Below are 26,699 nucleotides of genomic sequence, written 5' to 3'. Positions count from 1 at the left end.
TTTCCTCTCCTTAATGATCTTTTGCTGAGCTAATGCCATACCCAGTGTTTGATTTAAACAATACTTCTGCGAATTTATTTTCGTCTTTTGCTTTAGACAACATTGTACCTATATAGGCACCTATAAAGCCAAGAGGCACGGTGAAAATGGTCGGGTTGCTCATTGTGAAAATAGGGTCTCCTGTGAAAATACCCATTCCAGGTTGGGGATTCCATACATTCGGACTAAGCAAAACTAAAACTAGAGAGCTGATTAACCCAAACAGCATGCCGGTGATCGCTCCGATTGCATTAAATCGTTTCCAGTAAATTGTGCAAAGAATAACCGGCAAGTTGGCGCTTGCTGCAATACCTAATGCAAGTACCGAAAGGAAAGCAACATTCAGTGACTGTGCGAACAAGGCTAGCACGATTGAAATAGACGCAACACTAATTGCCGAGATACGTGCTACAAGAACTTGCTGCTTTTCAGTCATTTTTCCGTCTTTAATAATTTCTCCATAAATGTCATGTGCAAAGGCGGATGCTGACGTTAAAACAAGGCCGGATACTACCGCCAAAATAGTGGCAAATGCGACAGCTGAGACGAATGCAAACAAGAATTCACCGCCTACGGTTAATGCGAGAAGCGGCGCGGCCATGTTTCCAGCAGGGTTAGCCTCAACAATGCGGTCAAAACCGACGAATGAAGCAGCACCGAACCCTAGGAAAATCGTCATAATAAAAAATACTCCAATAAACCATGTTGAATATACAACAGATTTTCGTGCCGTCGCCGCATCCTTTACAGTAAAGAAACGGACAAGTAAATGCGGAAGTCCTGCTGCGCCGAGGACAAGTGACATATTAAATGAAATCATATCAAGTCCATTCGTGTATTTATTACCTGGATTTAAAAAGTCATTACCAAGGGGTGTTGCTGTCTTAACATGGTGGAACATTTCTGAGATGTTAAAGTTATATCGGGAAAATACAATAAACGTCAAAACGGAAGAACCGCCCAGTAAAAGCGCAGCTTTTGTTATTTGTACCCAGCTTGTCGCCCGCATCCCACCGAAAATAACATAAATTGTCATTAATACACCAACGAGAAGAACGGAAAGACCGTAATCGATCCCGAGAAGAAGTTTAATCAATCCGCCCGCACCAACAAGTTGAGCAATCATATAAAAAATAGAAATGACAAGAGTGTTCGCTGCAGCGATCCCACGTACCTTTTTGGACTTAAACCGAGCAGAAATCATATCGGCTAACGTGTATTTTCCAAGATTACGAAGCGGCTCCGAAACAAAGTATAATAAGACAAGGAACGCGACAAGATTGCCAATGCTCATATAAAATCCATCGAAACCAATCAGAGCGATAGCCCCTGTAATACCGAGAAAAGAAGCGGCAGACATAAAGTCACCAGCTACAGCCAATCCATTTTGCCATGCAGTCAACCCGCCGCCAGCTGTATAAAAATCGCTCGCGTTTTTCGTTTTCTTAGAAGAATAATAGGTTATTGTAAGCGTTAACAAGATAATGCCTAAAAAAAGTATAAGAGATAATGTACTCATCAGCCAAGCTCCTTCCGGTATTTAGTTAAAATATTTTGGGCCATTTTGTCATACTTCTCTGATTTCTTAAGGTAGACAATTCCACCGATCCAAACCACAACGAACTGAAGAAGTGCATAAACCCATGCCCATGTTATACCGAGAAAAGCTTCTCCTTTTAATAGATATGTATAAGCAGCTAACACAGGTAGAACAAAATAGAACGTCAGGAAGAAAGTGGTGACAGGGATAATAAATGCTTTTTTCTTTTGAAGTAAATCCTTAAAATCTTCGGTTTCAACCAATTGATAATAGGGCTTCTTTTCGACATGTTCTTCGGTTAAGTAGCTTTTTTTTACTGGTGATTCCATAATAACCCCTCCTTGAATAAAACGATTTTAAAACGGTAATGATAAAAAGTGATATATGTCACTCTCGTTTTAAAGCTATCATAATTAGAATATTAAGTAAATTAAAATATTTAATAAAATTTTATATTTTCTATTAAAATTCAAAGTTAACACTATTGACAACGTGGAAATGTCGTATTAATCTGAAAAAGTATATTACTAGATTTTTTATTTTCGTTTTAATTCCGTTATGTAATTTCAGGAACAATGAAAAGCAAATGAGGGGGACTGACAAAATGTACAATCCAGAAATTGAAACTGCTACCCGTGTTGAAATGGAAAGTTTGCAGCTGGCACGACTTCAAAAAACGGTTAGAAATGTATTTAACAATGTACCATTTTACAAAGAGAAATTTGATGAACTGGGTATTACGCCAGAAGATATTCAACAGTTAAGCGATGTGACAAAGCTTCCATTTACCAAAAAACAGAATTTTCGTGAGCAATACCCATTCGGTCTATTTGCAGTTCCCATGGATGAGGTTGTCCGCGTTCATGGATCATCTGGAACGAGCGGAAAGCCGACAATTGTAGGATATACAAAAAATGATATTGAAAACTGGTCAGTAATGGTTGCCCGTGCAATTGTCACTGCAGGCGGTCGGAAATCTGATATTTTTCATAATGCCTATGGCTATGGATTGTTTACAGGCGGGCTTGGTCTTCATTACGGAGCGGAAAAGCTAGGCGCTGCAACATTACCAATTTCGGGGGGAAACACAGATCGACAAATTACACTTATTAATGATTTGAAACCGAGAGGTATTTGCGGAACGCCATCTTATATTCTAAATATGGCTGAAAAGATGGAAGAAATGGGGATAGACCCTGCTGATAATGGAATTGAATATGGTATTTTTGGCGCTGAGCCTTGGTCGGAAGAAATGAGAGCGACACTTGAAAAGAAACTAAAATTGAAAGCGGTTGATATTTACGGCCTAAGTGAAGTTATGGGACCGGGTGTTGCGATAGAATGTCATGAAGCACAGGATGGACTTCATATCGCAGATGATCACTTCCTGATTGAAGTGATTAATCCAGATACACTCGAACCGGTAGCAGATGGAGAAGTTGGAGAACTTGTTTTTACTAGCTTAACGAAGGAAGCCCTACCAATTATTCGTTATCGAACTGGGGATCTTGCCGCTATTACCCGAGAAAAATGTAAATGTGGACGTACGACAACGAGAATGTCCAGGGTAAAAGGCAGAACAGATGACATGCTCATTGTCAGAGGTGTAAACGTTTTCCCTTCTGAAATTGAACGGGCATTGTTGCAAGTGAAGGGACTCGTTCCTCATTATCAGATTCACCTTGTTAAGAAAGGTGCAATGGACAGTGTTGAATTACATGTTGAAATTGAAAGCGATTTCTATACTGGAATTGATGGAGACTTAACACATGCCAATGTTCAGAAATTGAAGAAGACGGTCCAGCACCATATGAAAAACACATGTCTAGTGACGATGGATATCGTTGTCAACATTCCAAAAGGCATCCCGCGTTCTGAAGGAAAGGCCATTCGTATTGTTGATAAGCGAAAAAGTGCTATGATCAGCGTATAATGAATCTGTCATTATCCCAGCAGGGAATTGTGCATGCTGTTCCTTCATTTTCGTCAAGAAGAACAAATGCCATTCCCTTGTCATTGTAACCAAAAATTTCTGGTGCCCGTGCACCGCATCCACGATTTAGCGAAGATAAAGTAGGTCGTCACGGTTCAAAGTATCGTTGAAATAAAGGAGAGTATCGCCCATTCTTTTATTTTAAAAAAATGACGCAATATTCTTGCTTTTTATATAACAATAAAATATAATTACGTTAAATAAACGTTATATTGCTTTTAGAAAAGGGGGATTTGAAATGAGCGTTCTTTTAAATGAAATAACAGAACAGGAAAAGCTGGAGCAATTTATAGCTAGGATCGAAGCTGGAGATAAAATTGAAGCAGATGATTGGATGCCAGATGAATATCGGAATACATTAATCAAATTAATTTCCATGCATGGTATGAGCGAAATAATGGGAGCACTTCCTGAAAAGGAATGGGTACCAAAAGCTCCTACTTTGCATAGAAAACTTGGGATTATGGCGAAGGTACAAGACGAAATGGGACACGGACAATTATTGCTTCGTGTGGCGGAAGATTTATTGAAACCATATGGAAAAAAGCGGGACGATCTGATGCAGGATCTTTTTACTGGAGATTTAAAGTTCCATAATGTTTTCCATATGGAAGCTAAATCATGGGGAGATGCAGGGCTGATTGGCTGGTTAGTTGATGGAGCGGCCATTATCACCCAAACGGATATGCTTGGTGCATCTTACGGTCCATATGCCCGTGCCTTACACAGAATTTGTGCAGAAGAGGTTTTCCACGCTCAACACGGAGAAGCCATTATTATGGCTTTAGCTGAAGGGACAGAAGAACAGAGACAAATGGTGCAAGATGCCCTTAATTATTGGTGGGAATCTTTGCTGCTTTTCTTCGGACCGCCAAGCAAGAATGAAATGGGTGCTTCAAAACAAGATGTTACCTTAAAGTATAGAATCAGAACAGGCACGAATGAAGGACTTCGTCAATCTTTCTTTAGCAAGTATATTAAGCGGATTCATTCACTTGGTTTTACCATTCCGGATGAAACGCTGCGATTTGATGAAGAAACAGGAAAATGGATTTATAAACAGCCTGACTGGAATAAATTGAAGAAGATTGCTAGAAATGAAGGACCTCGTTCACAAGAGCGCTTGAATCTTAGAAGAATTTCTTACAAAAATAACCAATGGGTACGTGAAGCATTGTCACCAAAGACTGTCTAAGGGAGGGGAAGGAACATGGAAACTAGGCAAGAATCATATTTTGAAGAGTTTGAAGTATTTAGCCGCAAGACCCCAACTGCACCAGTACAATATCATTTTAGCTTGCTCGCACCAAATGAGGATATTGCGATCCTGATGGCACAGGAAAACTTTATGCGACGTGAAGCAGTGGATGATATCTGGGTTGTGAAACGTCAGAATATACGTAAAATGACTTCGGAAGAAAAGAAAACGCTTCAACGTTTAGATAATAAAGAATACCGCACAACAAAAGGGTATGGCTATTTAAAGAAAAAATGGCGGAAATATGAACAAGAAATGCTTGATGAGAAGGAAATTTTGTCTTGGGCAGGAGGCGTAAAAAATGGCAAATAATTCATCAGTAGAGAATACGGCAATTAAAGAGTTGCTATTTCAACTAGCAGACGATGATTTTATCCATTCCTATCGTGGATCTGAATGGCTGGGTCTCGCTCCTCACATTGAAGAAGACGTAGCAACTTCATCCATCACCCAAGATACAATGGGTCATGCGGCCATATTCTATCAATTGTTAGAAGAACTCGGTGAAGGGAATGCAAATCAGCTGGCCCATGACCGTCCAGCGAATGCAAGGCGCAATGCGATTATCTTGGAACTCGTGAATGGACCTGGCTATTATATGGAAGAACCGGATTATGATTGGGCTTTTGCAGTTGTACGAAATTATTTTTATACCCAAGCTAAAATGATTAAGATTCAATCACTACATTCAAGTTCATATGAGCCGCTGGCCGAAGTTGCCGCAAAGGTGCAAATGGAACTTTACTATCATTTAATGCACTGGAAAACATGGTTCGTTCAACTTTTAGGTTCAGGTCATGAAGAAGCTGTTTCCCGAATGAAAGCAGCTATTGAAAAAACGTTTCAAGATTTTCAAGGAGTTTTTTCTCTTGGAGAACATCGAAATAAAATCGTGCAACAAGGTTTAATTGAAAGCGAAGCGGTTTTACTGAATAAGTGGAATCAGGCCGTTGCGCCTGTATTGAAAAGTGTTGGGCTCCAAGGAACCATTGAAGTAGGAATGGCTCAAGGAGATGGACGAAATGGGAAGCACACAGAGGATTTAGAGAAGGCACTCGAAACTTTAAGTGAAGTATACGCTAGTAATAAAGCGGCTTCCTGGTAATACAAGAGGAAAAGGGGGAGGGGACTATGTCTACCGTGTTATTAACATCAGAAGAAATATATAAACTACTGGAAAACGTAAAAGATCCTGAAATTAATACAGTCAGCATTCTAGATTTAGGAATGGTGGAGAATGTAGAGATATCAGGATCAGATGTTTCAGTAAAAATACTGCCTACCTTTCTAGGGTGTCCAGCTTTGTCTATCATTCAAAAAAATGTTGAAACAGCCGTTAAACAGCTGCCAAGCGTTGGAGGAGTGAGCGTAGAATTCCTACGTTCCCCATCCTGGACATCTGACCGGATTACGGAAAAGGGGAAAGCGGGACTAAAGGTATTCGGAATCTCCCCTCCCCCTCGACAAATGAAAGAAGATGGATCGTGGCATATAGATTGTCCGTATTGTGAATCCACGTATGTCACGATGGAAAACATATTCGGACCAACAGCGTGCCGCAGCATTTTATATTGCAAATCATGTAAAAACCCATTTGAAGCAATGAAACCAATGATTAAATTTATGTAAAATACGGAGGGAATAAAATGGTAAAGTTAATTGCTCTATATAAGCAGCCGGAAAATAAAGAAGAATTTGATGAACATTATTTCAGTGTTCACGGTCCTATCACAGAAAAAATCCCAGGTCTTCAAAAAATGGTCGTTACGAAAATAGTCGGAACACCAATGGGGAAAGACTCTGAATATCACATTCTATGCGAAATGTATTATGAAAATCATGAAGCACTTCAACAAGGTATGCGTTCCCCTGAAGGAAAAGCATCAGGAAAAGACTTGATGGGTTTTGCTGGGAAACTTGTAACCATGATGATCGGTGAGGAAGTATAAAATGAACGAGTTTCAATTTATTGAGACATCAATTGGGGATGGGATAGGCTTTATCACTTTGAACCGACCGAAACAATTGAATGCGCTGAACCGGACGATGGTCGGTGAAATTGTTTCTGCAGCAGAAGAATTCGACCGTGATACCCAAGTGAAAGTAATCTTATTATCCGGTCATGGAAAAGCATTTTCTGCTGGAGCGGATATTGATGAGATGGCCAATGACAATCCTGTTAGATTGGAATTGTTGAATCAATTTGCTGATTGGGACCGGTTAAGTTTCGTTAAAAAGCCTATCATTGGTGCAGTCAAAAGCTTTGTATTCGGCGGTGGCTTTGAGCTTGCCTTATCATGTGACTTACTTATAGCTGCTGGAGATACACTGTTTTCCTTTCCAGAAGTAACACTTGGAGTTATGCCTGGAGCAGGAGGGACACAAAGACTGACGAAGCTAGTGGGTAAAACAAAGGCACTTGAATGGATCTTGACCGCCGAAAGAATCAATGCAGAAACAGCGTTAAAATATGGCATTATTAATAAAATTGTCGCACCTGAATTATTGATGGAGGAAGCAATTGGCTTCGCAAGAAAGATTGCGGCACAGCCGCCTTTAGCAGTCAGAATAATTAAAGACTCTGTTAATAAGGCAGTGGATTACTCCTTATATGAAGGAATGCAATATGAAAGAAAGAATTTCTACTTGCTCTTTGCTTCTGAAGATCAAAAGGAAGGCATGGAAGCGTTTGTAGAAAAAAGAAAGCCTAATTTTACAGGCAGATAAGGAGTTATGCTATGTACGAAACAATTTCTTTTCGGATTGAAAACGGGGTAGCTTGGCTCAGTCTAAACCGACCTGATAAACTGAATGCTTTTACATCACAAATGAATAAAGAAATCCAAAAGGCAATTAAACACTCGTCAAACTCTCATGAGGTGCGTGCGATTGTCATTACCGGAGAAGGAAGGGCCTTTTGTTCCGGTCAAGACTTAGCAGATGTGGATGACAGCATGAATTTAGGGCAAATGCTCCGTGACGATTACGGTCCGATGATGAAGGAAATCGTCAGTTGTGAAAAACCAATTATTGCAGCAGTAAACGGTGTGGCTGCAGGGGCAGGCTTCAGTCTGGCATTAGCCTGCGATTTCCGTCTTATCTCTGAGAAAGCAAGCTTTCTAAATGCCTTTGTCAATATTGGGTTAATTCCTGATTCGGGTAATCTGTATTTCCTTTCACGAATTGTGGGTCATGCAAAGGCATTAGAGCTATCTGTATTGGGAGAAAAAATACCTGCTGCTGAGGCAGAAAAAATGGGTCTTGCTACAAAAGTAATCGGAGTAGAGGACTGGAACGAACAAGTGACAGCTTTTGCAGAAAATATTGCCAGCAGACCAACGAAAGCAATCGGCTTAATCAAAAGATATTTAGAAGCCTCCTACCATATTTCTTTTGAAGAATATTTGAAAGAAGAAGCGGAAGGACAACGAATTGCCGGCTTAACGAAAGATTATGTTGAAGGGGTAACGGCATTTACAGAGAAACGCAAAGCTCAATTTATTGGTGAGTAACATAAAAAAGGGAGTGGGATGAAATGGTAAAAGTACAAGAAGCAGCAACTTTTGAAAAAGTAGAAATGAAGCGTGATTATTACCATCTAGTTATTAATGGTGAAAGAGTGGAAAGTTCTAATGGAGCCACTATTGATGCTTACAATCCTGCCACTGGTGAAATCATTGCCAGGGTTGCAAAAGCTACACAAGAAGATGCTGAAAGAGCAGTACAAGCAGCTCTTGGAGCTTTCGAAAACGGGAAATGGAAAAAATCACCTGTTAATAAACGCTCTCGAATTTTAAATAAAATTGCGGCAATTATGCGTTCCCGTTTTAATGAATTAGTTGAATTAGAAGTCTTAAATAGTGGTAAATCCATTTCAGCGGCACAAGGTCAAGTTATGCAAGCTGTTGAAGTTTTTGAATTTTATGCAGGTGCCATTGTAGGACATAGTGGCTCCGTAAATAATATGGCAGGTCAATTCCATAACTATACAGAGAAAGAACCTGTAGGTGTATGTGCACAAATTATTCCTTGGAACTACCCATTGATGATGGCGGCGTGGAAGATTGCACCTGCAATCGCGGTTGGATGTTCTGTCATTGTGAAACCAGCTTCATTAACTCCGTTAACTGCCATTGTTTTAGGGGAAATTTGTATTGAAGCAGGAGTTCCTGCGGGAGTTGTTAATATTATTCCTGGTTCTGGTTCTGACGTTGGAAATTATCTTGTTGAACATCCGAATGTAAATAAAGTCGCTTTCACAGGTTCTACACCAATTGGTAGAGATATCATGGGTAAGGCTTCTAAAACATTAAAGCGTGTAACATTGGAGCTTGGCGGGAAATCTCCGAATATCGTGTTCGAGGATGCTGATATTGAAGCGGCTATAGATGGGTCACTATTCGGTATTTTCTATAATACAGGACAATCTTGTGAGGCGAGATCTCGCTTATACGTGCACGAGGATATCTATGATGAATTTGTTACTAGATTCGTAGAAAAAACGAAAAAGCTTAAATTAGGAAATCCATTAGATAAAGAAACACATGTTGGATCAGTTATCGATCAAGGTCAATTAGATGTTGTTGATAGTTATGTTCAATCAGCTATTGCAGATGGAGCTGAAATCTTAGTGGGTGGAAAGCCGGCAGTAGTTGAAGGATTCGAAGGCGGTTATTGGTATGAGCCGACGGTCATTGGTAATGTAAATCATAATATGAAAGTAGTGAAAGAAGAAATCTTTGGACCAGTTGTTGTAATCATGAAATTCAAAGATGAAAAAGAGGCAATTAAACTAGCAAATGACACAGAGTTCGGCCTTGGTTCAGCTCTTTGGACGAAAGATGGTGCCCGTGCAACTCGTGTGGGTAACCAAATCCAAGCAGGGATTGTCATGGTAAACTGCCCATTCTCAGCTTTCCCAGGAACACCTTTCGGCGGTTATAAACAATCAGGCTTCGGACGGGAGCTTTGTATTGAGACATTAGATCTTTATACTGAAACGAAAAGTTTTATTTCCTATTATGGAAGCCGCCCATTAAATCCTTTCGGCATTTAATACGTTGAGACTTCTATCAGGGGCCTGCCGTTGATGGATATTAAACCGAGATACAAAATAGTGAATAAAGGCTGGCTGAAACATATTTCAGAAAAGTCATTCGGGTATAGCTGGATGCAAATCTGATTCTATCGCAGTCAGCCTCTATTATGTGGAAGGAGAAAGTTAGATGATTACAAACATAGTAGTCGTAGGCTCTGGAGTAATGGGCAGAGGGATCGCCTATGTAGGAGCAACTGGAGGATTTGACATAACATTAGTAGATGTGAATCCATCTGCATTAGATAGCGCGAAAAAAGAGATTGATATTATTTTTGAAAAAGGTGTACGTTACGGAAAAATCACTTCTGAAGAAGCGGATGCAGGAAAAAGTCGATTATTATATTCTTCCAATTTAAAAGAAGCTGCTATTAAAGCTGATTTAATTATAGAGGCCGTTCCAGAGCGTGCAGAAGTTAAAAAAGCTGTTTTCGAAACAATAGAAGAACATGCACAGGATCACTGCTATTTTGCTACTAATACTTCCACTATGAGCCCGACAGAAATTGGTTCTTATGGAAAGCGTCCTGAAAAAACGATTGCGATGCATTTCTTCAATCCTGTACAGAAAATGCCGCTAGTCGAAATTGTACGCGGCCTCGAAACGAGTAATGAAACAGCAGCAGTCATAAAACAGGTTGCTGAGAAGATGGGGAAAGAGACAGTCGTCATTAACGAATTTCCTGGTTTTGTAACAAGCCGGATCAGCTGCCTGGTTGGGAATGAAGCATTCTATATGCTTCAAGAAGGGTTAGGAACACCTGAAGAAATTGATAAAGCAATCAAGCTAGGATTGAATTATCCGATGGGCCCATTTGAGCTGGGGGATTTAGTAGGACTAGATGCCCGTTTAAATAATTTAAAATATTTACATGAAAAACTTGGTGAAAAATACCGTCCAGCCCCACTGCTTGAACAGTATGTAAAAGCGGGAAGGCTGGGCCGTAAGTCTGGTAAAGGTGTGTACGACTATACAAAAATTGAAGAGCTGGTGGGAAAATGAGGGACGTTGTCATTGTTGATGCGGTAAGAACACCTATCGGGAAGTATAAAGGAGCATTAAAAAGTGTACGTCCAGATGATCTCGGAGCAATTGTCATTAAAGCGCTGACAGAGCGGAATCCAGGGCTGCCGCCGGAACAAATTGAAGATGTCATCTTCGGAAATGCTAATCAGGCAGGAGAGGATAACCGAGATGTAGCGAGAATGTCCGCACTTTTAGCTGGTCTTCCAGTGAACGTTGGTGGAACTACTATTAATCGTTTGTGCGGATCAGGACTTGATGCGGTTATGTATGCTGCACGATCTATAGCTGTAGGGGAAGGCGATATTTACATCGCAGGGGGAACGGAAAGTATGACAAGAGCACCATATGTCATGGCAAAACCTGAGAGTGACTTCCCTCGGGGATCGATGGAGCTTCAGGATACAACGATTGGATGGCGATTTACGAATAAAAAGCTAGAAGAGATGTATGGGGCAGATTCCATGCCTCAGACAGCTGAAAATGTGGCGCAACGCTGCTCAATTTCACGGGAAGATCAGGATCAGTTTGCACTTCAAAGTCAGCAGCGGGCAAAAAAAGCAATGGAATCCAATCGTTTTGCGGAAGAAATTGTACCCGTTCGTTTTCATGATCGGAAAGGAAACGAGGTTGTCTTCAATCAAGACGAGCATCCACGTCCAGATACAACGATTGAAAAACTTGCTAAACTGCGTCCGATTTTTGGAGGCGGCACAGTAACAGCTGGTAATGCATCCGGAGTAAATGACGGTGCATCCGCTTTGTTATTAATGAGTGCGGATAAAGCAAAAGAACTTGGTTTGAAGCCCCTTGCAAAATATGTGGTTGGAGCGGTTGCCGGTCTTGAGCCTGCGGTTATGGGCCTTGGTCCAATTTATGCAACGAGAAAAGCGCTTGATCGGGCAAACTTATCGGTAAACGATATCGGTCTTGTAGAACTAAATGAAGCCTTTGCCTCACAGTCGCTGGAATGCATACGCCAGCTTGAGTTTGATCAGGAAAAGGTCAATGTAAACGGCGGTGCTATTGCGTTTGGACATCCACTTGGTGCAAGTGGAGCCCGTATTTTGACGACGCTTTTATATGAAATGAAAAAACAAAATGTTCAATATGGACTGGCGACAATGTGTGTAGGAGTCGGTCAGGGGATAGCGGCGATTATTGAAAATATAGACTAGAACTAAAGAGGCTGTCTCGAATATGTGAGATGGCCTTTATTTAAAAAAAAGAGAGGGAATGGCCATGGGAAACGTATTATATGAAGTGAAAGGTCATATCGGATATGTAACAGTAAACCGACCGGACGTATTGAATTGTTTTAACTATGATACACTTCGTGAACTGCAGGAGGCTGTTGATTCCATTCATGTAAATCCTGAGGTACGCGTTGTTATTTTTACAGGAGCCGGCCAAAAAGCATTCAGTGCCGGTGCTGATTTGAAAGAAAGAAAAACCTTAAATGAGTCAGAGGTAAGAAGAAATGTGAAAGCGATTCGTGATTTGTTTAATAGTATTGCCAGCTTGCCGCAGCCGACAATCGCAGCGGTTAATGGTTACGCGCTGGGCGGAGGATTTGAGTGGCTACTGTCGTGTGACTTTGCGATTGCGGTACAAGGTGTATCCATGGGGTTGACCGAAACGAGCTGGGCAATCATTCCGGGTGCAGGCGGAACACAGCGCCTTCCACGACTGATTGGAGAAATGAAGGCCAAAGAATTAATTTTAACGGCGAAAAAAATCTCAGCTGAGGAGGCGCTCGACCTTGGTATTGTATTAAAAGTGGTGCCGCGTGATGTGCTTTCTGAAGAGTGTAAACAATTTGCGGCAAACATGATGAAAAATGGGCCTGTTGCATTAAAACAGGCGAAATATGCGATTATTCAGGGAATGAACACAGATTTACAGACGGGGCTTGCAATTGAAGCGAAAGCGTATGAACTGACGATTCCAACAGAAGATCGAATCGAGGCGCTCGATGCATTTAGTGAGCGGAGAATACCTCAATTTTCAGGGAGATGATATTGACGTTTATGATATAATAGAAAAAAACGTCTCGTTCAAAATTAGTAATGGACAGGGAAAAAGAAAGAGTGAAGAGGTTATGGGTGCAAACACACAATCGATGATTTTCACCATTTATGGAGATTATTTACGTCACTATGGAAATAAAATTTGGATTGGCAGCTTGGTTCGTTTATTGAAAGAGTTTGGGCATAATGAACAGGGCGTTCGTGTCGCTGTTTCGCGAATGGTGAAGCAAGGGTGGATTCAGTCAGAAAAGCAGGGAAACAAAAGTTTTTACTTTTTGACTGAACGAGGTGTTTCCCGGATGGATGAGGCCGCCAACCGAATTTTTAAACTGAACCCGCATGAATGGGACAGAAAATGGCGTATTTTAATGTATTCGATTCCGGAAGAAAAACGGCAGATTCGTGATGAGCTTCGACAGGAACTATTGTGGAGTGGATTTGGCAGTTTCTCTAATGCCTGCTGGATTTCACCGAATAACCTTGAAAAAGAAGTGAATCTTTTAATCGAAAAGTATGATACTAGTGAATACGTTGATTTCTTCGTCTCTGACTATAAAGGGCCAAAAGATAGTCAATCCCTTGTGGAAAAAAGCTGGCCGCTTAAGGAAATCGAGAATAAGTATGAGGAGTTTATCTCAAAGTACAGTAAGCAATTCATTGTACATCAAAGTGTGCTAAGCAAAGGAGAAATGTCCGACTCAGAGTGCTTTGTGGAGAGAACAAATCTTGTTCATGAATACAGAAAATTTCTGTTCATTGATCCAGGTCTTCCAAAGGAACTTTTACCGCCAATGTGGAGTGGTAATCATGCGGCGCTGCTGTTTAGTCAGTATTATCAACTTTTAGCGGAACCAGCTAGCAGGTTTTTTGAAAATGTCTTTGAAGCGGATAATGATTTGCGCAGAAAGGATCATTCCTATGACGCGAAAAATCATCCTTTAATTATTCATTCAAAAAAATAAAAGCTGCCCCAAAAGTCTTTAATGGAAGACTTTCGAGGCAGTTTTTTTTGTTCTGCAGCTCCGTGTTGTCTAGCTTCAGCGCCAAGGGGCTTCCGCCTTTTGTTCTTAAAACCTTAAATTATCTATTTAAGGATCTCTTTAAATTCCCGTCCTTTTTGTACATATGAATCAGTAGAGAGGCGAATAAGTTCTAGGTCTTTATGGGTTAATTCCCTGACGACTTTTCCCGGTGATCCAACGACAAGTGAGCGAGGCGGTATCTTTTTGCCCGCGGCAATCAGTGTATTCGCACCAATAATGCATTCTTCGCCAATTTCTACGTTGTCTAATATGGTAGAGCCCATACCTATAATTGAACGTTTACCCACTTTGCAGCCGTGCAGAATAACGTTGTGCCCGACTGTAACCTCGTCTTCGATGATAACAGGACATCCTTCGAATAAATGAATGGTAGAGTTATCTTGAATACTGCACCTTGCGCCAATAATAATCGAATCCTCATCCCCTCGTAACACAGCATTAAACCAGATGGAAGATTCTTCTTTAATCGTAATATCGCCAATTAAGTGAGCACCAGGTGCCACGAAAACTGTTTTATGAATGGAAGGGGTTATGCCATTGAATGGGATGATCATTTCTTTCGCTCCTTTAAAAAAATCAGAATTGTTTTTCTATTGATTATAGTATAACATGAAATTAATAGGGGGTTGAAAAAATGAAATATATTTGCGAACTTTTTTCTATTCAATATCCAATCATTCAGGGGGGAATGGGGAATATAAGCAATGCTCAACTTACGGCTGCTGTATCTGAAGCTGGAGGTCTTGGTACGATAGGATGTGGAACGATGTCCCTTGAGCAGGTCGAAGCCATTATTCTTGAAACGAAAGATAAAACGAATAACAGTTTTGCATTGAATATACCAATTAATGTTAGTCCTTATACAAAAGAAATGATTCAACTTGTGTTTAAGCATGAAATACCAATTGTTTCATTATCGGCTGGCAATCCTGCTCCTTTTATTCCACTCCTGCATGAAAAAGGAATAAAAGTAATTGCGGTTGTCGCGTCAGTCAAACAAGCTCAAAAGGCAGAGGCTGCAGGGGCAGATGTATTGGTGGCAGAAGGGTTTGAAGCAGCCGGTATTAATTCAAGTATGGAATTAACCACATTTACGCTCATTCCACAAATAAGCCGCCATGTCACAATCCCGGTTATGGCAGCGGGTGGAATTGGAAATGGTCAAGGTCTGGCAGCGGCTTTGATGCTCGGAGCAGCTGGTGTACAGTTAGGTACCCGCTTGATAGCAACGAAAGAAGCACCATTTCATTCAACCTATAAACAAAGGCTTCTTGATGCTGGGGATAACGAAACCGTTATTTTAGGCCGGTCAGTCGGACAAGTAAGACGCGTTTTAAAAGCACCATATGCTGATAGCATTATCGAATCGGAACGAAGTGGAGTGGCTTCAGAGCAATATCTCGAAATGACATCAGAGGACCATCACATTGCTGGTGCGATCCAGGGAGATGCTGAGAATGGTTTCATGAATAGCGGGCAGGTGGCCGGACTCATTGAACATATTCCAACCGTGAAAGAACTGCTCGACGGCATGATGAATGATGCTAAAAAACAAATGGAAGATCGATTAAGCAGCTTTACTGTGATGTTATAGTAACATTCTAATTGTTTTACGAACCTGGGTAATGGAGCCTATAGGCGATCCAAATTATGGGTGGAGAGCAGCCTCGGTAGCCCACAACAAAACAAGCTCACGTTATTGTCGTGTGCTTGTTTGTATTTCTTATACTATTTTTTTGCAGTTTAAAGTAACGGTTAGCAAAGGGTGCCTTACAGTGATTTGGAAATATTTATCTTTTTTCTCCTAGGAGTACCTATAATTTTGGCGTTTGCTAGTTCGAGGAATTTGTAGAAACCTGCCAGGGTCCTTATTCATTCTCTTTAAAATATCTGGCTAATCCAATAAACAAACCAGAAGCGGCATTTTCTTGGAATCCACTGGATTTTATCGTCATTTCTTCTTCCGGGTTACTTAAATAGCCAAGTTCTATTAAAACGGCTTTTTGACTATTCTCACGGATCACATGGAAATCGCCAAAACGCACCCCACGGTTTATCAATTTTGTTTGTCCAATGGTTGATGTAAAAATGGATTCAGCCAGGGCTTTTTGATAGGAATGATAATAAAAGCCAGTCATTCCTCGAACACTGCGATCTAAATTACTATCGTAATGAAGGCTGATAAAAGCATCCGCCTTGTAATTACTTGCCATATTCACTCGAGCAGCGAGTTGTAAGTAAGAATCATTTTTTCTCGTTACGTAGACATTGGCTCCTGCGGCTTTTAATTTATTAGATAAAAGCTGGGAAGTCCTAAGTGTAAGCTCTTTTTCATATGTTCCGCTCGCACCAGTAGCCCCTTTATCCACTCCTCCATGTCCTGGGTCCAGAACAATGGTTTTATTTTTAAGATATAATTCGGCTCCGGGCTTTTCAATCTGTTGTTTCGTTCCGTTAATGGAAACAAGCCAGCCAGCAACATACCCTGCATTTCCGTTCTTCAGCTTAATCTCATACCAGTCATTAATTACCCTTTTAACGGGATAATTACTGCCCTTGTTTGCACGCTCGAGGACACCTGACTGCACGTTTGGTTCTTTTCGGATATTTGTCCCGTTATGTATTATCGTAATGATACTTTCCTTCACAGCTTGGCCAGATTGGGATTTCACTGTTTTTTTATCAAGATACCATCCGGCAACCCATCCGAAACTACCAGTCTTGTATTCTATTTTTGCCCAGTTATTCTTCTCTTCTACTATCTTATAACTTAAACCATAGGTTACAGTTCCAATGAGGTTTGAATTTAATGAGGCCGCTGAGCGAACACTAAGACTATTCGCTGTTACGGTTCCGGTGACGGTAATGGCAGTCTTTTCGTTTTGAGTCGTGCCATTTTGAGTACTTGATGATTGGCTGTCAATAAACTCAGAAATGACCCATCCCCTTACATTAGAAAAGCCAACCTCTAACCAATTATTTTGTTTAGAATAAATGGTTACGCTTGTCCCACCTGTTAATTTCCCAATAACGGGACTCGATGTGGAGGGTTCACGTCTTATGTTTAATGTATCACCATTGACAATCCCTGTATTATTTTTCGTAGCAGTACTTTCTGGTTTACTTTCTTGTTGGAAATCGTTATCTTTTGCGACTAGCCAATTAACTAACCAGCCAGTTTGACCAAATGATAATTGAATTTGAATCCAATCACCTTGCTCCTTTACAATTTGATACTTCTCGCCCCGATTAACTATTTTTACAAGGGGATAACTCAAGCCTGGGCCGCCGCGGACATTGACTAAATCGGTGGAAATAGTAATGGAACCTGAAGCTGCTACACTTTTCCCTTGAGGCAGGAAGGCTCCAAAAATAAGAATAAAAGATAATAGCAATAAACTATGCTTCTTGACCATAACACCCTCCTTTTCTATTAATTCAATTTTAACGTATTAAAAGCTGAAAATCATTCCTAAATTGCTAATATAATCCAATAAATTGAGAAATACTTATTGATTATGCAAGTTTTTCACGAATGGTGGAAATAATATCAGTATTGGAGAAAGGGCAGAGGTGATTAAGAATGAGAGCAAGTGAAAAAGGAATGAACATCCAGTCAATGGATGGACGACTTTTCGGCGTTGATTTTCATGATTTTATTCAAAAGGAACAGAATACTACCCCGTTTGAACTGGCATCTGAATTTGGATTAACGATCGGTGATGTCAGAAAGTTAAAAAAACATTTAGAAAGATCTTAAAACACTCTTGACAATACCTTCGATGCTCCGTAATATAAATAAAATAAAATGACATATTGCGACATAACCAATGATGGAGCATAGTAATTAAGCACAGTCATGAAAAGAGAGGAAATGCCCTAGGCTGAAAGCATTTCTACATGGAACTTAATGAAGAAACACTCCGTAGGCTTCTCTCTGAAAAAGGATCAACTCTAGTAGGAGAAGAACGTAGCAGGCGTTAACTGTTAAAGAGGAAGTGCATGAAGTCTATGCCTTCAACTAGGGTGGCACCGCGGGATTAGTATAACTCTCGTCCCTTGTATTCATACAAGGGATGGGAGTTTTTTGTTGTTTAAAAGAAAAGCGGAAGCGTCCGTTTAGCGAAGTTCATTAGACGCTGGACGATCTTCAGAAAAGCTAACGGTTTTCTATCGTGCGAGGTATCGAATTCGAAGATTACTCTAATGGAGCTAAACATAATACTTACATAACTGATTAAATGAGGAGGTTTTCCACTATGTCAATAAGCATTCCACGGGGAACGCAAGACATTTTACCCGGAGAGGTTGAAAAGTGGCAGCTGATTGAAGAAAAAGCGAGAGAACTTTGTGAGAAATATCAATACAAGGAGATTCGCACCCCAATTTTTGAACATACCGATCTTTTTTCAAGAGGCGTTGGCGATAGCACCGATATTGTTCAAAAGGAAATGTACACATTTGAAGACAGGGGCAAAAGGAGTCTCACACTTAGACCAGAAGGAACTGCAGCGGTAGTTCGTTCCTATGTTGAGAAAAAAATGTTTGGGCTGCCTAATCAGCCTGTAAAGCTTTATTATATGGGGCCCATGTTTAGATATGAACGCCCACAAGCAGGACGGTTTCGCCAGTTTGTCCAGTTTGGAATTGAAGCCTTAGGCAGTAATGACCCTGCCATCGATGCAGAAGTTATTTCGCTCGCGATGAACTTGTATAAAGAAATGGGCTTAAAAAAGCTGAAGCTGATTATTAATAGTTTGGGTGATAAGGAAAGTCGGAACGCCCACCGCGATGCGTTAGTCAATCACTTTAAACCAAGAATTGGCGAGTTTTGTCATGATTGCCAAAATCGTCTTGAAAAAAACCCGCTCCGTATTCTGGATTGTAAAGTGGACCGTGAGCATGAATTAATGGAAACAGCGCCATCGATTCTTGAGTTTCTGAATGATTTTTCAAAGAATTATTTTGAAAAATTACAGCGCTACTTAACCCAACTAGATATTCCCTTTGAAGTGGATGCCAACTTAGTACGCGGGTTGGATTATTATAACCACACCGCATTCGAAATTATGAGTAATGCGGAAGGCTTTGGTGCAATTACCACGCTTTGTGGTGGCGGCCGTTATAACGGGTTAGCAGAAGAAATTGGCGGTCCTGAAACTCCTGGAATCGGCTTTGCCTTAAGTATCGAACGTTTTATTGCTGCTCTTAATGCAGAAGGAATCGAGCTGGAGATTAACGAAAGCATTGATTGCTATCTCGCTGCACTAGGGGAAGAAGCTAAGGATTACACAGTCGGACTTTTGCAGCAGCTGCGCAGGGCGGGCTTTTCAGCAGAAAGAGATTATTTAAATCGAAAAATTAAAGCTCAATTTAAAGCAGCCGATCGTCTAAAAGCAAAATATGTGGCGGTTCTTGGCGATGAGGAGCTTAAAAATAATAAGATTAATGTGAAAAATATGGCGACTGGTGAGCAAGTAGAAATCGATTTAGCAACTTTTATTAAACAATTCCAAGAGTTGCAGGAATAAGGGGAGGATATTTTATGTTTGGCAGATCATATTTTTGTGGGGAAATACCTGAATCAGCAGTTGGTGAAAAAGTAACCCTGAAAGGCTGGGTCCAAAAAAGACGCGACCTAGGCGGATTAATTTTTATCGACCTTCGCGACCGTTCAGGAGTTGTTCAAGTAGTGTTTAACCCTGATTTATCTAAAGAAGCGTTGCAAATTGCTGAAAAGATCCGTAACGAATTTGTTTTAGATATTGTGGGTACTGTGGTAGCCCGCGATGAGGCAACCTTCAATGATAATTTGAAAACAGGTAAAATTGAAGTGCAAGCGGAAAAAGTAACGATCATTAATGAAGCGAAAACACCGCCATTCATGATTTCTGACAAAACCGATGCCTCAGAGGATGTTCGGTTAAAATACCGTTACCTAGACTTCCGCCGTCCGGTGATTTTTGAAACCTTAAAAATGCGTCACCAAGTAACAAAGCAGATCAGGGATTTCCTGGACGGTGAAGGCTTTTTAGATATTGAAACACCCATTTTGACAAAAAGTACGCCTGAGGGTGCACGTGATTATTTAGTGCCAAGCCGTGTTCATCCGGGAGAATTCTATGCGTTACCACAATCACCCCAACTTTTTAAACAGTTACTTATGGTGGGGGGAATTGAACGCTATTATCAAATTGCGCGCTGTTTCCGTGATGAGGACTTACGTGCCGACCGTCAGCCGGAATTCACACAAATCGATATTGAAACCAGCTTTTTAAGCCAGGAAGATATCATGGGTATCATGGAAAAAATGATGACGAAGTTAATGAAAGAAGTAAAAGGAGTAGACGTACCTGCTGCCTTCCCACGCATGACTTACGACGAAGCAATGAGCCGGTTTGGATCGGATAAACCTGATACTCGTTTTGGACTAGAGCTTGTCGATCTTTCAGAAATCGTCAAGGACTCAGGCTTTAAAGTATTCGCTTCGGCAGTGGCAAATGGCGGTCAAGTAAAAGCGATCAATGTAAAAGGTGCGGCTGAGAAATACTCTCGTAAAGACATTGATGCCTTAACAGACTTCGTTGCTGTGTATGGCGCGAAGGGGCTGGCTTGGCTTAAGGTGGACGCTGAAGGACTAAAAGGTCCGATTGCAAAATTCTTCTCTGAGGAAGACGTAAAAGCACTTACGAGTACGCTTGAAGCTTCGGCAGGGGATTTGCTTCTGTTTGTTGCTGATAAGAGGAAGGTTGTCGCCGATGCTTTAGGTGCACTTCGACAAAAGCTAGCAAGAGATTTAGATTTAATTGATCCAAGTTTGTTCAATTTCTTATGGGTAACAGACTGGCCGCTTCTTGAGTATGATGAAGAGGATGGTCGTTATTACGCTGCCCATCATCCGTTTACCATGCCGTTTAGGGAAGATCTAGAGTATTTAGATTCAGATCCTTCAAAAGTACGTGCCCAAGCGTATGACATTGTCTTAAACGGGTATGAACTAGGCGGTGGGTCACTCCGGATTTTTGAACGTGATATCCAAGAAAAGATGTTCAGCGTACTTGGGTTTACACCTGAAGAAGCAAAGGAACAATTTGGTTTCTTGTTAAATGCGTTTGAATATGGGACACCTCCACACGGCGGTATCGCGCTCGGTCTTGATAGATTAGTCATGCTGCTTGCTGGCAGTACGAATCTAAGGGACACGATTGCTTTTCCAAAAACCGCAAGTGCAAGCTGCTTGTTAACGAACGCTCCTGGTGAAGTTTCTGAGGCGCAATTAAAGGAATTAAATTTGTCACTAAGTGTCAAAAAATAGCAGGAAATCGCTTTCATGAAACCTTGAATACCGATTTTTAATATGCTATTATAAAAGCATCAAAGAAGAGTCCTGAAATGTACGTTGCGTTGCCTGAAGTTTTGACCGAACATTATTTATACGGGAGTCTAGAGTTTCCTGATTGCGTAAATGCCTCACCCTTATACGGGTAAGGGGACTTACAATTTCGAGAACAGGACACCCACCTGCTGAGGGCGGGATCAAAACTAAGGAATTAAGAGTGACGGCATAATTGGGACTCTTTTCTATTTGCTTAAAATCAACCTCCTGAACGTTGCGGGAGGTTTTATTTTGCTTTCCAACTTTATTATTCCTATCAAGATACTTGTTTTTAATGGAGTGTATGATATATTTTTAATCGGGAAAAAGAAACTTAACGAATTTAATATATTGGAGTGAACATAATGCTGCATCAATTTTCACGTAATGAACTTGCCATCGGCAAAGAAGGCCTTGATATTATGAAAAATAGCACGGTTGCTGTTTTAGGTATCGGCGGGGTAGGCTCCTTTGCTGCTGAAGCTCTTGCCCGTTCTGGCGTTGGCCGGTTAATTTTAATTGATAAAGACGATGTTGATATTACCAACATCAACCGACAGCTGATTGCTTTGCTTTCAACTGTTGGTCGACCTAAAGTAGAGATTATGGAAGAGCGGATCAAAGATATCAATCCAGATTGTGAAGTCATTTCATTAAAAATGTTTTATACAGAAGAGACATATGAACAGATTTTTAGCCATAATTTGGATTTTGTCGTCGATGCTTCTGACACGATTGTCTATAAAATTCATTTAATGAAGGAATGCTTGAAGAGAAATATCCCAATTATTTCAAGTATGGGAGCAGCCAATAAAATGGACCCAACCCGTTTTAAGATTGCTGATATTTCGAAAACTCATACGGATCCGATCGCAAAAGTCATCCGCACGAAGCTGCGCAAGGAAAGAATCCATAAAGGGATTCCGGTTGTTTTTTCCGATGAAAGTCCGATAGTTATTCGTGAGGATATTAAAAAGGAAGTCGGCAATGAAAATGCACCTATCCGCAAAGCACAGATGCCTCCAGCGTCCAATGCCTTTGTTCCATCTGCTGCAGGTCTGATCATGGCAAGCTATGTGGTAGGACAATTATTAAGCAGCATAAAAATCCAACGAGTATCTGATGAGAAATAAGAATTGTATGGGGGCCCTAAACTTTTATTGGTTTAGGGTTATTTTTTTTACGAAGTAGGTACAAGGCTTACTTAAACTCGGGCTAAATGGAAAAAGCAACGTAGGAATTTTAATTCCTTCGACTCACAACGAGACTTTAATGCCATAGTCCACTTCCTCTCATTTTAAGAGAACCTAATCTTATTTTACAAAATAGAGGGTACGTTTAGTGGAAAGTATATGAATATTTTGTTAAAATTTTCCGAAATCATTTTTGGTAATAACCTTATTATGAGGTAAATACTTCTGCAATAAGATAAACTAGGTGAGGATACATTGAGAGGAGTGAGAGGTTGGAAAAAATCGTTGAGTTAAAAAATGTTACAAAAGTAATTAAAGGAAGAACAATAATAGATAATATTAGCTTTCAAGTAAATAAAGGAGAGGTATTTGGTTTTTTAGGTCCAAATGGAGCAGGGAAAACTACAACTATTCGAATGATAGTTGGTTTAATGGGTATAACAGCAGGTGATATCAGTGTTGGCGGTTCAAGTATTAAAAGTGATTTTGAAGACGCGGTGCGGCATATTGGTGCGATTGTTGAAAATCCGGAAATGTATAAATTTCTAACTGGCTATCAAAATCTGGTCCACTATGCAAGAATGTCAAAAGGAATTTCCAAGGAGAAGATTGCCGAAACAGTGGAACTTGTGGGATTAACTGACCGCATAAATGACAAGGTAAAAACCTACTCCCTGGGTATGAGACAAAGATTAGGGTTAGCGCAGTGTCTATTGCATGATCCACAGGTGTTAATCCTTGATGAACCAACCAACGGTTTAGACCCTGCTGGAATAAGGGAAATTCGTGACTATGTCCGCCTCCTGGCACGTGAAAAAAACCTAGCCGTGATCGTTTCAAGTCATTTGCTTTCAGAAATGGAAATGATGTGTGACCGGATTGGGATTATTCAAAATGGGCGCTTGATCGATGTGCAGCTTGTTCATGAGCTAGTCCACGGTGAAACTGAAATGACCTATGAACTCGAAGTGGCCCCTAGTGATAAGGCTTTGGCTCTTTTGGAGACCCACTATCCCAATGTTCGAGCAAACCGTTCAAGGAATGGTATAAATGTGGAGCTTCCAAAAGAAGAAATTCCGAATCTAGTGAAAACATTTGTTTCAGAGGATATTCAAGTTTTTGCGATCAAAGAAGTAGCCAAGACTTTAGAAGATCGCTTCCTTGAACTGACCACCGAAAAGGGGGCGCCAAGTCGTGGTTAATTTAATAAAAAATGAATGGATGAAAATTTTTAGACGCCCTGGAACGTATGTGATGATTGCGATCCTAATCGTTATCATTTCTATTTTTGGTATTTTTCACAAGTACCAGGAACAGGATTTCAACCTCGATAAAAACTGGGAACAAACATTACAGCAGGAAAATGATGCACTAAAAAAGCAGTTGGAGCAAAGCAATTCGAAGCTGGAGAAGCAGTTTTATAAGGAAGAAATTGCTATTAATGACTACCGAATAAAGCATCATATTCCCTATAATGAAAAATATAATGTCTGGACGTTCGTGAAAGACGCTTCACAACTGATTATCCTAGCAGGATTATTTACGATAATTATTTCGGCAGGGATTGTTGCGAGTGAATTCAACTGGGGTACCATCAAGCTATTATTAATCCGGCCGATTAATCGCAGCAAAATCTTAGCATCCAAATATCTTACCGTTATGTTGTTTGCGTTGATGATGTTGGCCATCCTATTTGCATTCTCTACTTTACTTGGTTCCATCCTGTTTGGAACGCCTGACCATCCTGTGCCGTATTTGAGTTATGCCAATGGGCAGGTAACGGAGCAAAATATCATTGTTTATCTAATGATTTATTATGGGTTTAGATCCATTGACATGATAATGCTTGCGACGATGGCGTTTATGATTTCATCAGTTTTCCGGAACAGTTCTCTAGCAATTGGCTTATCATTATTTTTGTTATTCACAGGGGCTCAATTTACAGTATTGCTTTCGATAAAATTTAGCTGGGCTAAATACATCTTGTTTGCCAACACCGACTTAATGCAATATGTGGACGGTACACCCATGATGGAAGGAATGTCGATGTCATTTTCAGTCATCATGCTCCTCATCTACTTTGTAATATTCCAATTATTAGCCTTTCTTGTCTTTAAAAAACGAGACGTGGCTGCCTAGATAAAGAAAAGGGTGTCAGGCACCATGTGAATTTTTCACATGGTGCCTGACACCCTTATTATTATTTCTTCCTTGATAGTTTTTCATAGACAATCGCAAGTGCCTGCTCGAATTTTCCGGTTTTCTTTGGTTGGTAGTATTGTTTGTGTTTTAATTTGTTGGGTAAATATTGTTGCGGTACCCAGCCGTTTTCATAGTCATGTGGGTATTTGTAGTCAATTCCTCTGCCAAGCTCTTTTGCCCCTTTATAATGGGCATCCTTTAGATGGTCAGGTACTTCGCCGACGATGCCTTTTTGAATATCTTCGAGCGCGGCCTGAATGGCTAAGACAGCCGAGTTAGATTTTGGTGATAAACATAGTTCAATCACGGCATTTGCAAGTGGAATTCTTGCCTCTGGAAAACCAATTCTTTCGGCGGTTTCAATCGCCGCTAACGTGCGCGCGCCGGCTTGTGGGTTGGCTAGTCCGATATCTTCATAGGCGATGACAATCAATCTGCGGTTGATACTCGGCAGGTCACCGGCCTCAATTAATCGGCCTAGATAATGAAGTGCAGCATTGACGTCGCTGCCCCGAATCGACTTTTGAAAGGCTGACAAGACATCATAGTGGCCATCCCCGTCTTTATCGGCAACAAGGCTTTTCTTTTGCAAACATTCTTCGGCGGTTTCGACATTGATAAGGATGATATCAGATTCATCCTTATCTGTTGAAAGGATTGCTAATTCTAGTGCGTTCAAAGAACTCCTTACATCACCATTCGAACCTTGTGCAAAATGCATTAACGCGGCATCCTCAATTTCAACCTTTAATTTACCAAAACCGCGTTCGTCATCCTCAAGGGCGCGAATCAAGGCCTGCTTGACTTCATCCGGAGTTAGCGGCTTTAACTCAAAAATCTGACAGCGGCTCCGGATCGCAGGATTAATAGCATGGTAGGGATTACTAGTCGTAGCACCGATTAATACAATCATTCCATTTTCTAAATAAGGTAATAAAAAGTCTTGCTTTGCTTTATCTAAACGATGGACTTCGTCGAGGAGCAGAATAACTTTTCCTGACATTTTTGCTTCAGCAGCAACAATTTCCATATCTTTTTTATTATTCGTCACTGCGTTCAGTGTTCGAAAGGCGTACTTTGTGCTGCCGGCAATCGCACTGGCAATGGAAGTCTTGCCAATACCAGGAGGTCCATACAAAATCATCGAGGTCAGCTGTTTGGCCTTCACCATTCTTGAAATTATTTTTCCTGCTCCTACCAGATGCTCTTGTCCGACAACTTCATCAATCGTTCGAGGACGCATCCGAAAGGCTAAAGGCTTTTGCTGCATGTTACATCTCTCCAAAAAAAGGTTTTTTCTATTGTCATTTAGATTATGTATAGCTTTACATTATCATTTTTCCTTGAAAAAGCATATTAAAGAAGAATATGATATAATTTTAATGCCTATCAAATTACTAAGGATTTTTATTTTTAATATAGATATGAAATAGAGGTGCGGTATGAAAATCTCAACAAAGGGTCGCTATGGTCTGACGATCATGATTGAACTTGCTAAAAAACATGGTGAGGGCCCGACTTCATTAAAAACGATTGCGCAAGCAAATGATTTATCGGAACATTATTTGGAACAATTAATTGCCCCATTGCGTAATGCAGGTTTAGTAAAAAGCATTAGGGGTGCATACGGTGGCTATATCTTAACAGACATTCCATCTAAAATTACGGCAGGGGATGTCATTCGTGTCCTAGAAGGACCGATCACACCTGTTGAAGGTATTGAAGATGAAGAACCGGCCAAACGGGAGCTGTGGATTCGGATTCGGGATGCTATTAAAGATGTTTTGGAAAACACTACGTTAGAAGATTTAGCAAATCATAGTAATGATGAAGAGCCGGATGGTTATATGTTTTATATTTAGGGTAAAAAGTAACATTGGAGAATTATTTTGATAGAAGGTGTAAAT

General features: G+C 40.6%; 26 protein-coding genes, 1 other RNA gene and 1 other annotated feature. Of the genes, 22 read left to right on the top strand and 5 right to left on the bottom strand.

The window, feature by feature from the left end:
• Positions 1 to 10: 10 nt before the first annotated feature.
• Together ACSU6B_RS06740 and ACSU6B_RS06735 are read right to left on the bottom strand one after the other, a co-directional pair.
• Complete coding sequence (locus ACSU6B_RS06740) at positions 11 to 1,558, bottom strand: solute symporter family protein (protein WP_410883816.1); 1,548 nt, start codon at positions 1,556 to 1,558, stop codon at positions 11 to 13.
• Positions 1,558 to 1,908, bottom strand: coding sequence for a DUF485 domain-containing protein (locus ACSU6B_RS06735; RefSeq protein WP_410883814.1), 351 nt, complete (start codon positions 1,906 to 1,908; stop codon positions 1,558 to 1,560). The genes ACSU6B_RS06740 and ACSU6B_RS06735 overlap by 1 nt, the downstream gene beginning before the upstream one ends.
• A 275-nt stretch (positions 1,909 to 2,183) precedes the next feature.
• Here ACSU6B_RS06735 and ACSU6B_RS06730 point away from each other — a divergent pair, with 275 nt between their 5' ends.
• The 13 genes from ACSU6B_RS06730 (at position 2,184) to paaX (ending at position 13,941) form a co-directional block, all read left to right on the top strand.
• Positions 2,184 to 3,512, top strand: coding sequence for a phenylacetate--CoA ligase family protein (locus tag ACSU6B_RS06730; RefSeq protein ID WP_410883812.1), 1,329 nt, complete (start codon positions 2,184 to 2,186; stop codon positions 3,510 to 3,512).
• A 298-nt stretch (positions 3,513 to 3,810) separates the two neighbouring features.
• Positions 3,811 to 4,767, top strand: coding sequence for a 1,2-phenylacetyl-CoA epoxidase subunit PaaA (gene paaA, locus ACSU6B_RS06725; protein ID WP_215011259.1), 957 nt, complete (start codon positions 3,811 to 3,813; stop codon positions 4,765 to 4,767).
• 15 nt (positions 4,768 to 4,782) lie between these two features.
• A complete protein-coding gene (gene paaB, locus ACSU6B_RS06720) occupies positions 4,783 to 5,142 on the top strand; it encodes a 1,2-phenylacetyl-CoA epoxidase subunit PaaB (RefSeq protein ID WP_088089105.1) in 360 nt (119 codons plus the stop codon).
• Positions 5,132 to 5,935: a 1,2-phenylacetyl-CoA epoxidase subunit PaaC gene (gene paaC / locus ACSU6B_RS06715; protein WP_410883810.1), complete on the top strand. Its 804-nt coding sequence runs from the start codon at positions 5,132 to 5,134 to the stop codon at positions 5,933 to 5,935. The genes paaB and paaC overlap by 11 nt, the downstream gene beginning before the upstream one ends.
• Positions 5,936 to 5,961: 26 nt before the next feature.
• A complete protein-coding gene (paaD, locus tag ACSU6B_RS06710) occupies positions 5,962 to 6,459 on the top strand; it encodes a 1,2-phenylacetyl-CoA epoxidase subunit PaaD (RefSeq protein ID WP_410883808.1) in 498 nt (165 codons plus the stop codon).
• 17 nt (positions 6,460 to 6,476) lie between these two features.
• The gene (locus ACSU6B_RS06705; protein ID WP_215000730.1) at positions 6,477 to 6,779 is read left to right on the top strand and encodes an EthD family reductase; all 303 of its coding nucleotides are present in this window, start codon (positions 6,477 to 6,479) and stop codon (positions 6,777 to 6,779) included.
• A 1-nt stretch (position 6,780) separates the two neighbouring features.
• Positions 6,781 to 7,557, top strand: a complete 777-nt coding sequence (locus ACSU6B_RS06700; RefSeq protein ID WP_215011265.1) for an enoyl-CoA hydratase/isomerase family protein — start codon at positions 6,781 to 6,783, stop codon at positions 7,555 to 7,557.
• A gap of 11 nt (positions 7,558 to 7,568) precedes the next feature.
• On the top strand, positions 7,569 to 8,342 hold the full coding sequence (locus tag ACSU6B_RS06695) for an enoyl-CoA hydratase-related protein (RefSeq protein WP_410883806.1): 774 nt from the start codon (positions 7,569 to 7,571) through the stop codon (positions 8,340 to 8,342).
• 23 nt (positions 8,343 to 8,365) lie between these two features.
• Positions 8,366 to 9,886: an aldehyde dehydrogenase family protein gene (locus tag ACSU6B_RS06690; protein WP_215000725.1), complete on the top strand. Its 1,521-nt coding sequence runs from the start codon at positions 8,366 to 8,368 to the stop codon at positions 9,884 to 9,886.
• Positions 9,887 to 10,055: 169 nt separating this feature from the next.
• Entirely contained in the window at positions 10,056 to 10,928 is an 873-nt protein-coding gene (locus tag ACSU6B_RS06685; protein WP_410883804.1) for a 3-hydroxyacyl-CoA dehydrogenase, read from the top strand.
• On the top strand, positions 10,925 to 12,127 hold the full coding sequence (locus ACSU6B_RS06680) for a thiolase family protein (RefSeq protein WP_410883802.1): 1,203 nt from the start codon (positions 10,925 to 10,927) through the stop codon (positions 12,125 to 12,127). Before ACSU6B_RS06685 ends, ACSU6B_RS06680 begins: the two co-directional genes overlap by 4 nt.
• Before the next feature lie 64 nt (positions 12,128 to 12,191).
• On the top strand, positions 12,192 to 12,968 hold the full coding sequence (locus tag ACSU6B_RS06675) for an enoyl-CoA hydratase-related protein (protein ID WP_410883800.1): 777 nt from the start codon (positions 12,192 to 12,194) through the stop codon (positions 12,966 to 12,968).
• A gap of 82 nt (positions 12,969 to 13,050) precedes the next feature.
• A complete protein-coding gene (paaX, locus tag ACSU6B_RS06670; RefSeq protein ID WP_410884067.1) occupies positions 13,051 to 13,941 on the top strand; it encodes a phenylacetic acid degradation operon negative regulatory protein PaaX in 891 nt (296 codons plus the stop codon).
• 122 nt (positions 13,942 to 14,063) lie between these two features.
• Here the strand turns inward: paaX and ACSU6B_RS06665 are convergent, their stop codons facing one another.
• Positions 14,064 to 14,576 (bottom strand): gamma carbonic anhydrase family protein, encoded by a 513-nt coding sequence (locus tag ACSU6B_RS06665; protein ID WP_410883798.1) that lies wholly within the window; start codon positions 14,574 to 14,576, stop codon positions 14,064 to 14,066.
• 80 nt (positions 14,577 to 14,656) lie between these two features.
• Here ACSU6B_RS06665 and ACSU6B_RS06660 point away from each other — a divergent pair, with 80 nt between their 5' ends.
• Positions 14,657 to 15,616, top strand: coding sequence for an NAD(P)H-dependent flavin oxidoreductase (locus ACSU6B_RS06660; RefSeq protein ID WP_410883796.1), 960 nt, complete (start codon positions 14,657 to 14,659; stop codon positions 15,614 to 15,616).
• A 274-nt stretch (positions 15,617 to 15,890) separates the two neighbouring features.
• Here the strand turns inward: ACSU6B_RS06660 and ACSU6B_RS06655 are convergent, their stop codons facing one another.
• The gene (locus ACSU6B_RS06655) at positions 15,891 to 17,438 is read right to left on the bottom strand and encodes an N-acetylmuramoyl-L-alanine amidase (RefSeq protein WP_410883794.1); all 1,548 of its coding nucleotides are present in this window, start codon (positions 17,436 to 17,438) and stop codon (positions 15,891 to 15,893) included.
• Positions 17,439 to 17,605: 167 nt separating this feature from the next.
• On the opposite strand from ACSU6B_RS06655, the gene ACSU6B_RS06650 reads away from it, so the two are divergent.
• From ACSU6B_RS06650 to ACSU6B_RS06620, 7 genes are all read left to right on the top strand, one after another.
• On the top strand, positions 17,606 to 17,782 hold the full coding sequence (locus ACSU6B_RS06650; protein WP_410883792.1) for a hypothetical protein: 177 nt from the start codon (positions 17,606 to 17,608) through the stop codon (positions 17,780 to 17,782).
• Positions 17,783 to 17,843: 61 nt separating this feature from the next.
• Positions 17,844 to 18,085 (top strand) — a binding site (T-box leader).
• A gap of 196 nt (positions 18,086 to 18,281) precedes the next feature.
• A complete protein-coding gene (gene hisS / locus ACSU6B_RS06645; RefSeq protein ID WP_215000708.1) occupies positions 18,282 to 19,553 on the top strand; it encodes a histidine--tRNA ligase in 1,272 nt (423 codons plus the stop codon).
• Between the two features lie 14 nt (positions 19,554 to 19,567).
• Positions 19,568 to 21,337, top strand: coding sequence for an aspartate--tRNA ligase (gene aspS, locus ACSU6B_RS06640; protein ID WP_410883790.1), 1,770 nt, complete (start codon positions 19,568 to 19,570; stop codon positions 21,335 to 21,337).
• A 66-nt stretch (positions 21,338 to 21,403) separates the two neighbouring features.
• Positions 21,404 to 21,601: non-coding RNA, 6S RNA (gene ssrS, locus ACSU6B_RS06635), on the top strand.
• Between the two features lie 161 nt (positions 21,602 to 21,762).
• On the top strand, positions 21,763 to 22,530 hold the full coding sequence (locus ACSU6B_RS06630) for a tRNA threonylcarbamoyladenosine dehydratase (RefSeq protein WP_168245173.1): 768 nt from the start codon (positions 21,763 to 21,765) through the stop codon (positions 22,528 to 22,530).
• A 332-nt stretch (positions 22,531 to 22,862) separates the two neighbouring features.
• The gene (locus tag ACSU6B_RS06625) at positions 22,863 to 23,792 is read left to right on the top strand and encodes an ABC transporter ATP-binding protein (RefSeq protein WP_410883788.1); all 930 of its coding nucleotides are present in this window, start codon (positions 22,863 to 22,865) and stop codon (positions 23,790 to 23,792) included.
• Entirely contained in the window at positions 23,785 to 24,729 is a 945-nt protein-coding gene (locus ACSU6B_RS06620) for an ABC transporter permease (RefSeq protein WP_410883786.1), read from the top strand. The genes ACSU6B_RS06625 and ACSU6B_RS06620 overlap by 8 nt, the downstream gene beginning before the upstream one ends.
• A gap of 61 nt (positions 24,730 to 24,790) precedes the next feature.
• On the opposite strand, the gene ACSU6B_RS06615 is transcribed toward ACSU6B_RS06620, so the two are convergent.
• Positions 24,791 to 26,062 carry a replication-associated recombination protein A gene (locus ACSU6B_RS06615; protein ID WP_410883784.1) on the bottom strand — a complete coding sequence of 424 codons (1,272 nt, stop codon included), beginning with the start codon at positions 26,060 to 26,062 and terminating at the stop codon, positions 24,791 to 24,793.
• A gap of 172 nt (positions 26,063 to 26,234) precedes the next feature.
• On the opposite strand from ACSU6B_RS06615, the gene cymR reads away from it, so the two are divergent.
• Positions 26,235 to 26,654 (top strand): cysteine metabolism transcriptional regulator CymR, encoded by a 420-nt coding sequence (cymR, locus tag ACSU6B_RS06610; RefSeq protein WP_088089084.1) that lies wholly within the window; start codon positions 26,235 to 26,237, stop codon positions 26,652 to 26,654.
• Positions 26,655 to 26,699: the final 45 nt, after the last annotated feature.

The sequence above is a fragment of the Neobacillus sp. C211 genome (assembly GCF_051842875.1).
GTDB lineage: Bacteria > Bacillota > Bacilli > Bacillales > Cytobacillaceae > Neobacillus.
Note: the sequence above shows the minus strand (reverse complement) of the source record. Positions and strands in the feature narration are given on the sequence as shown.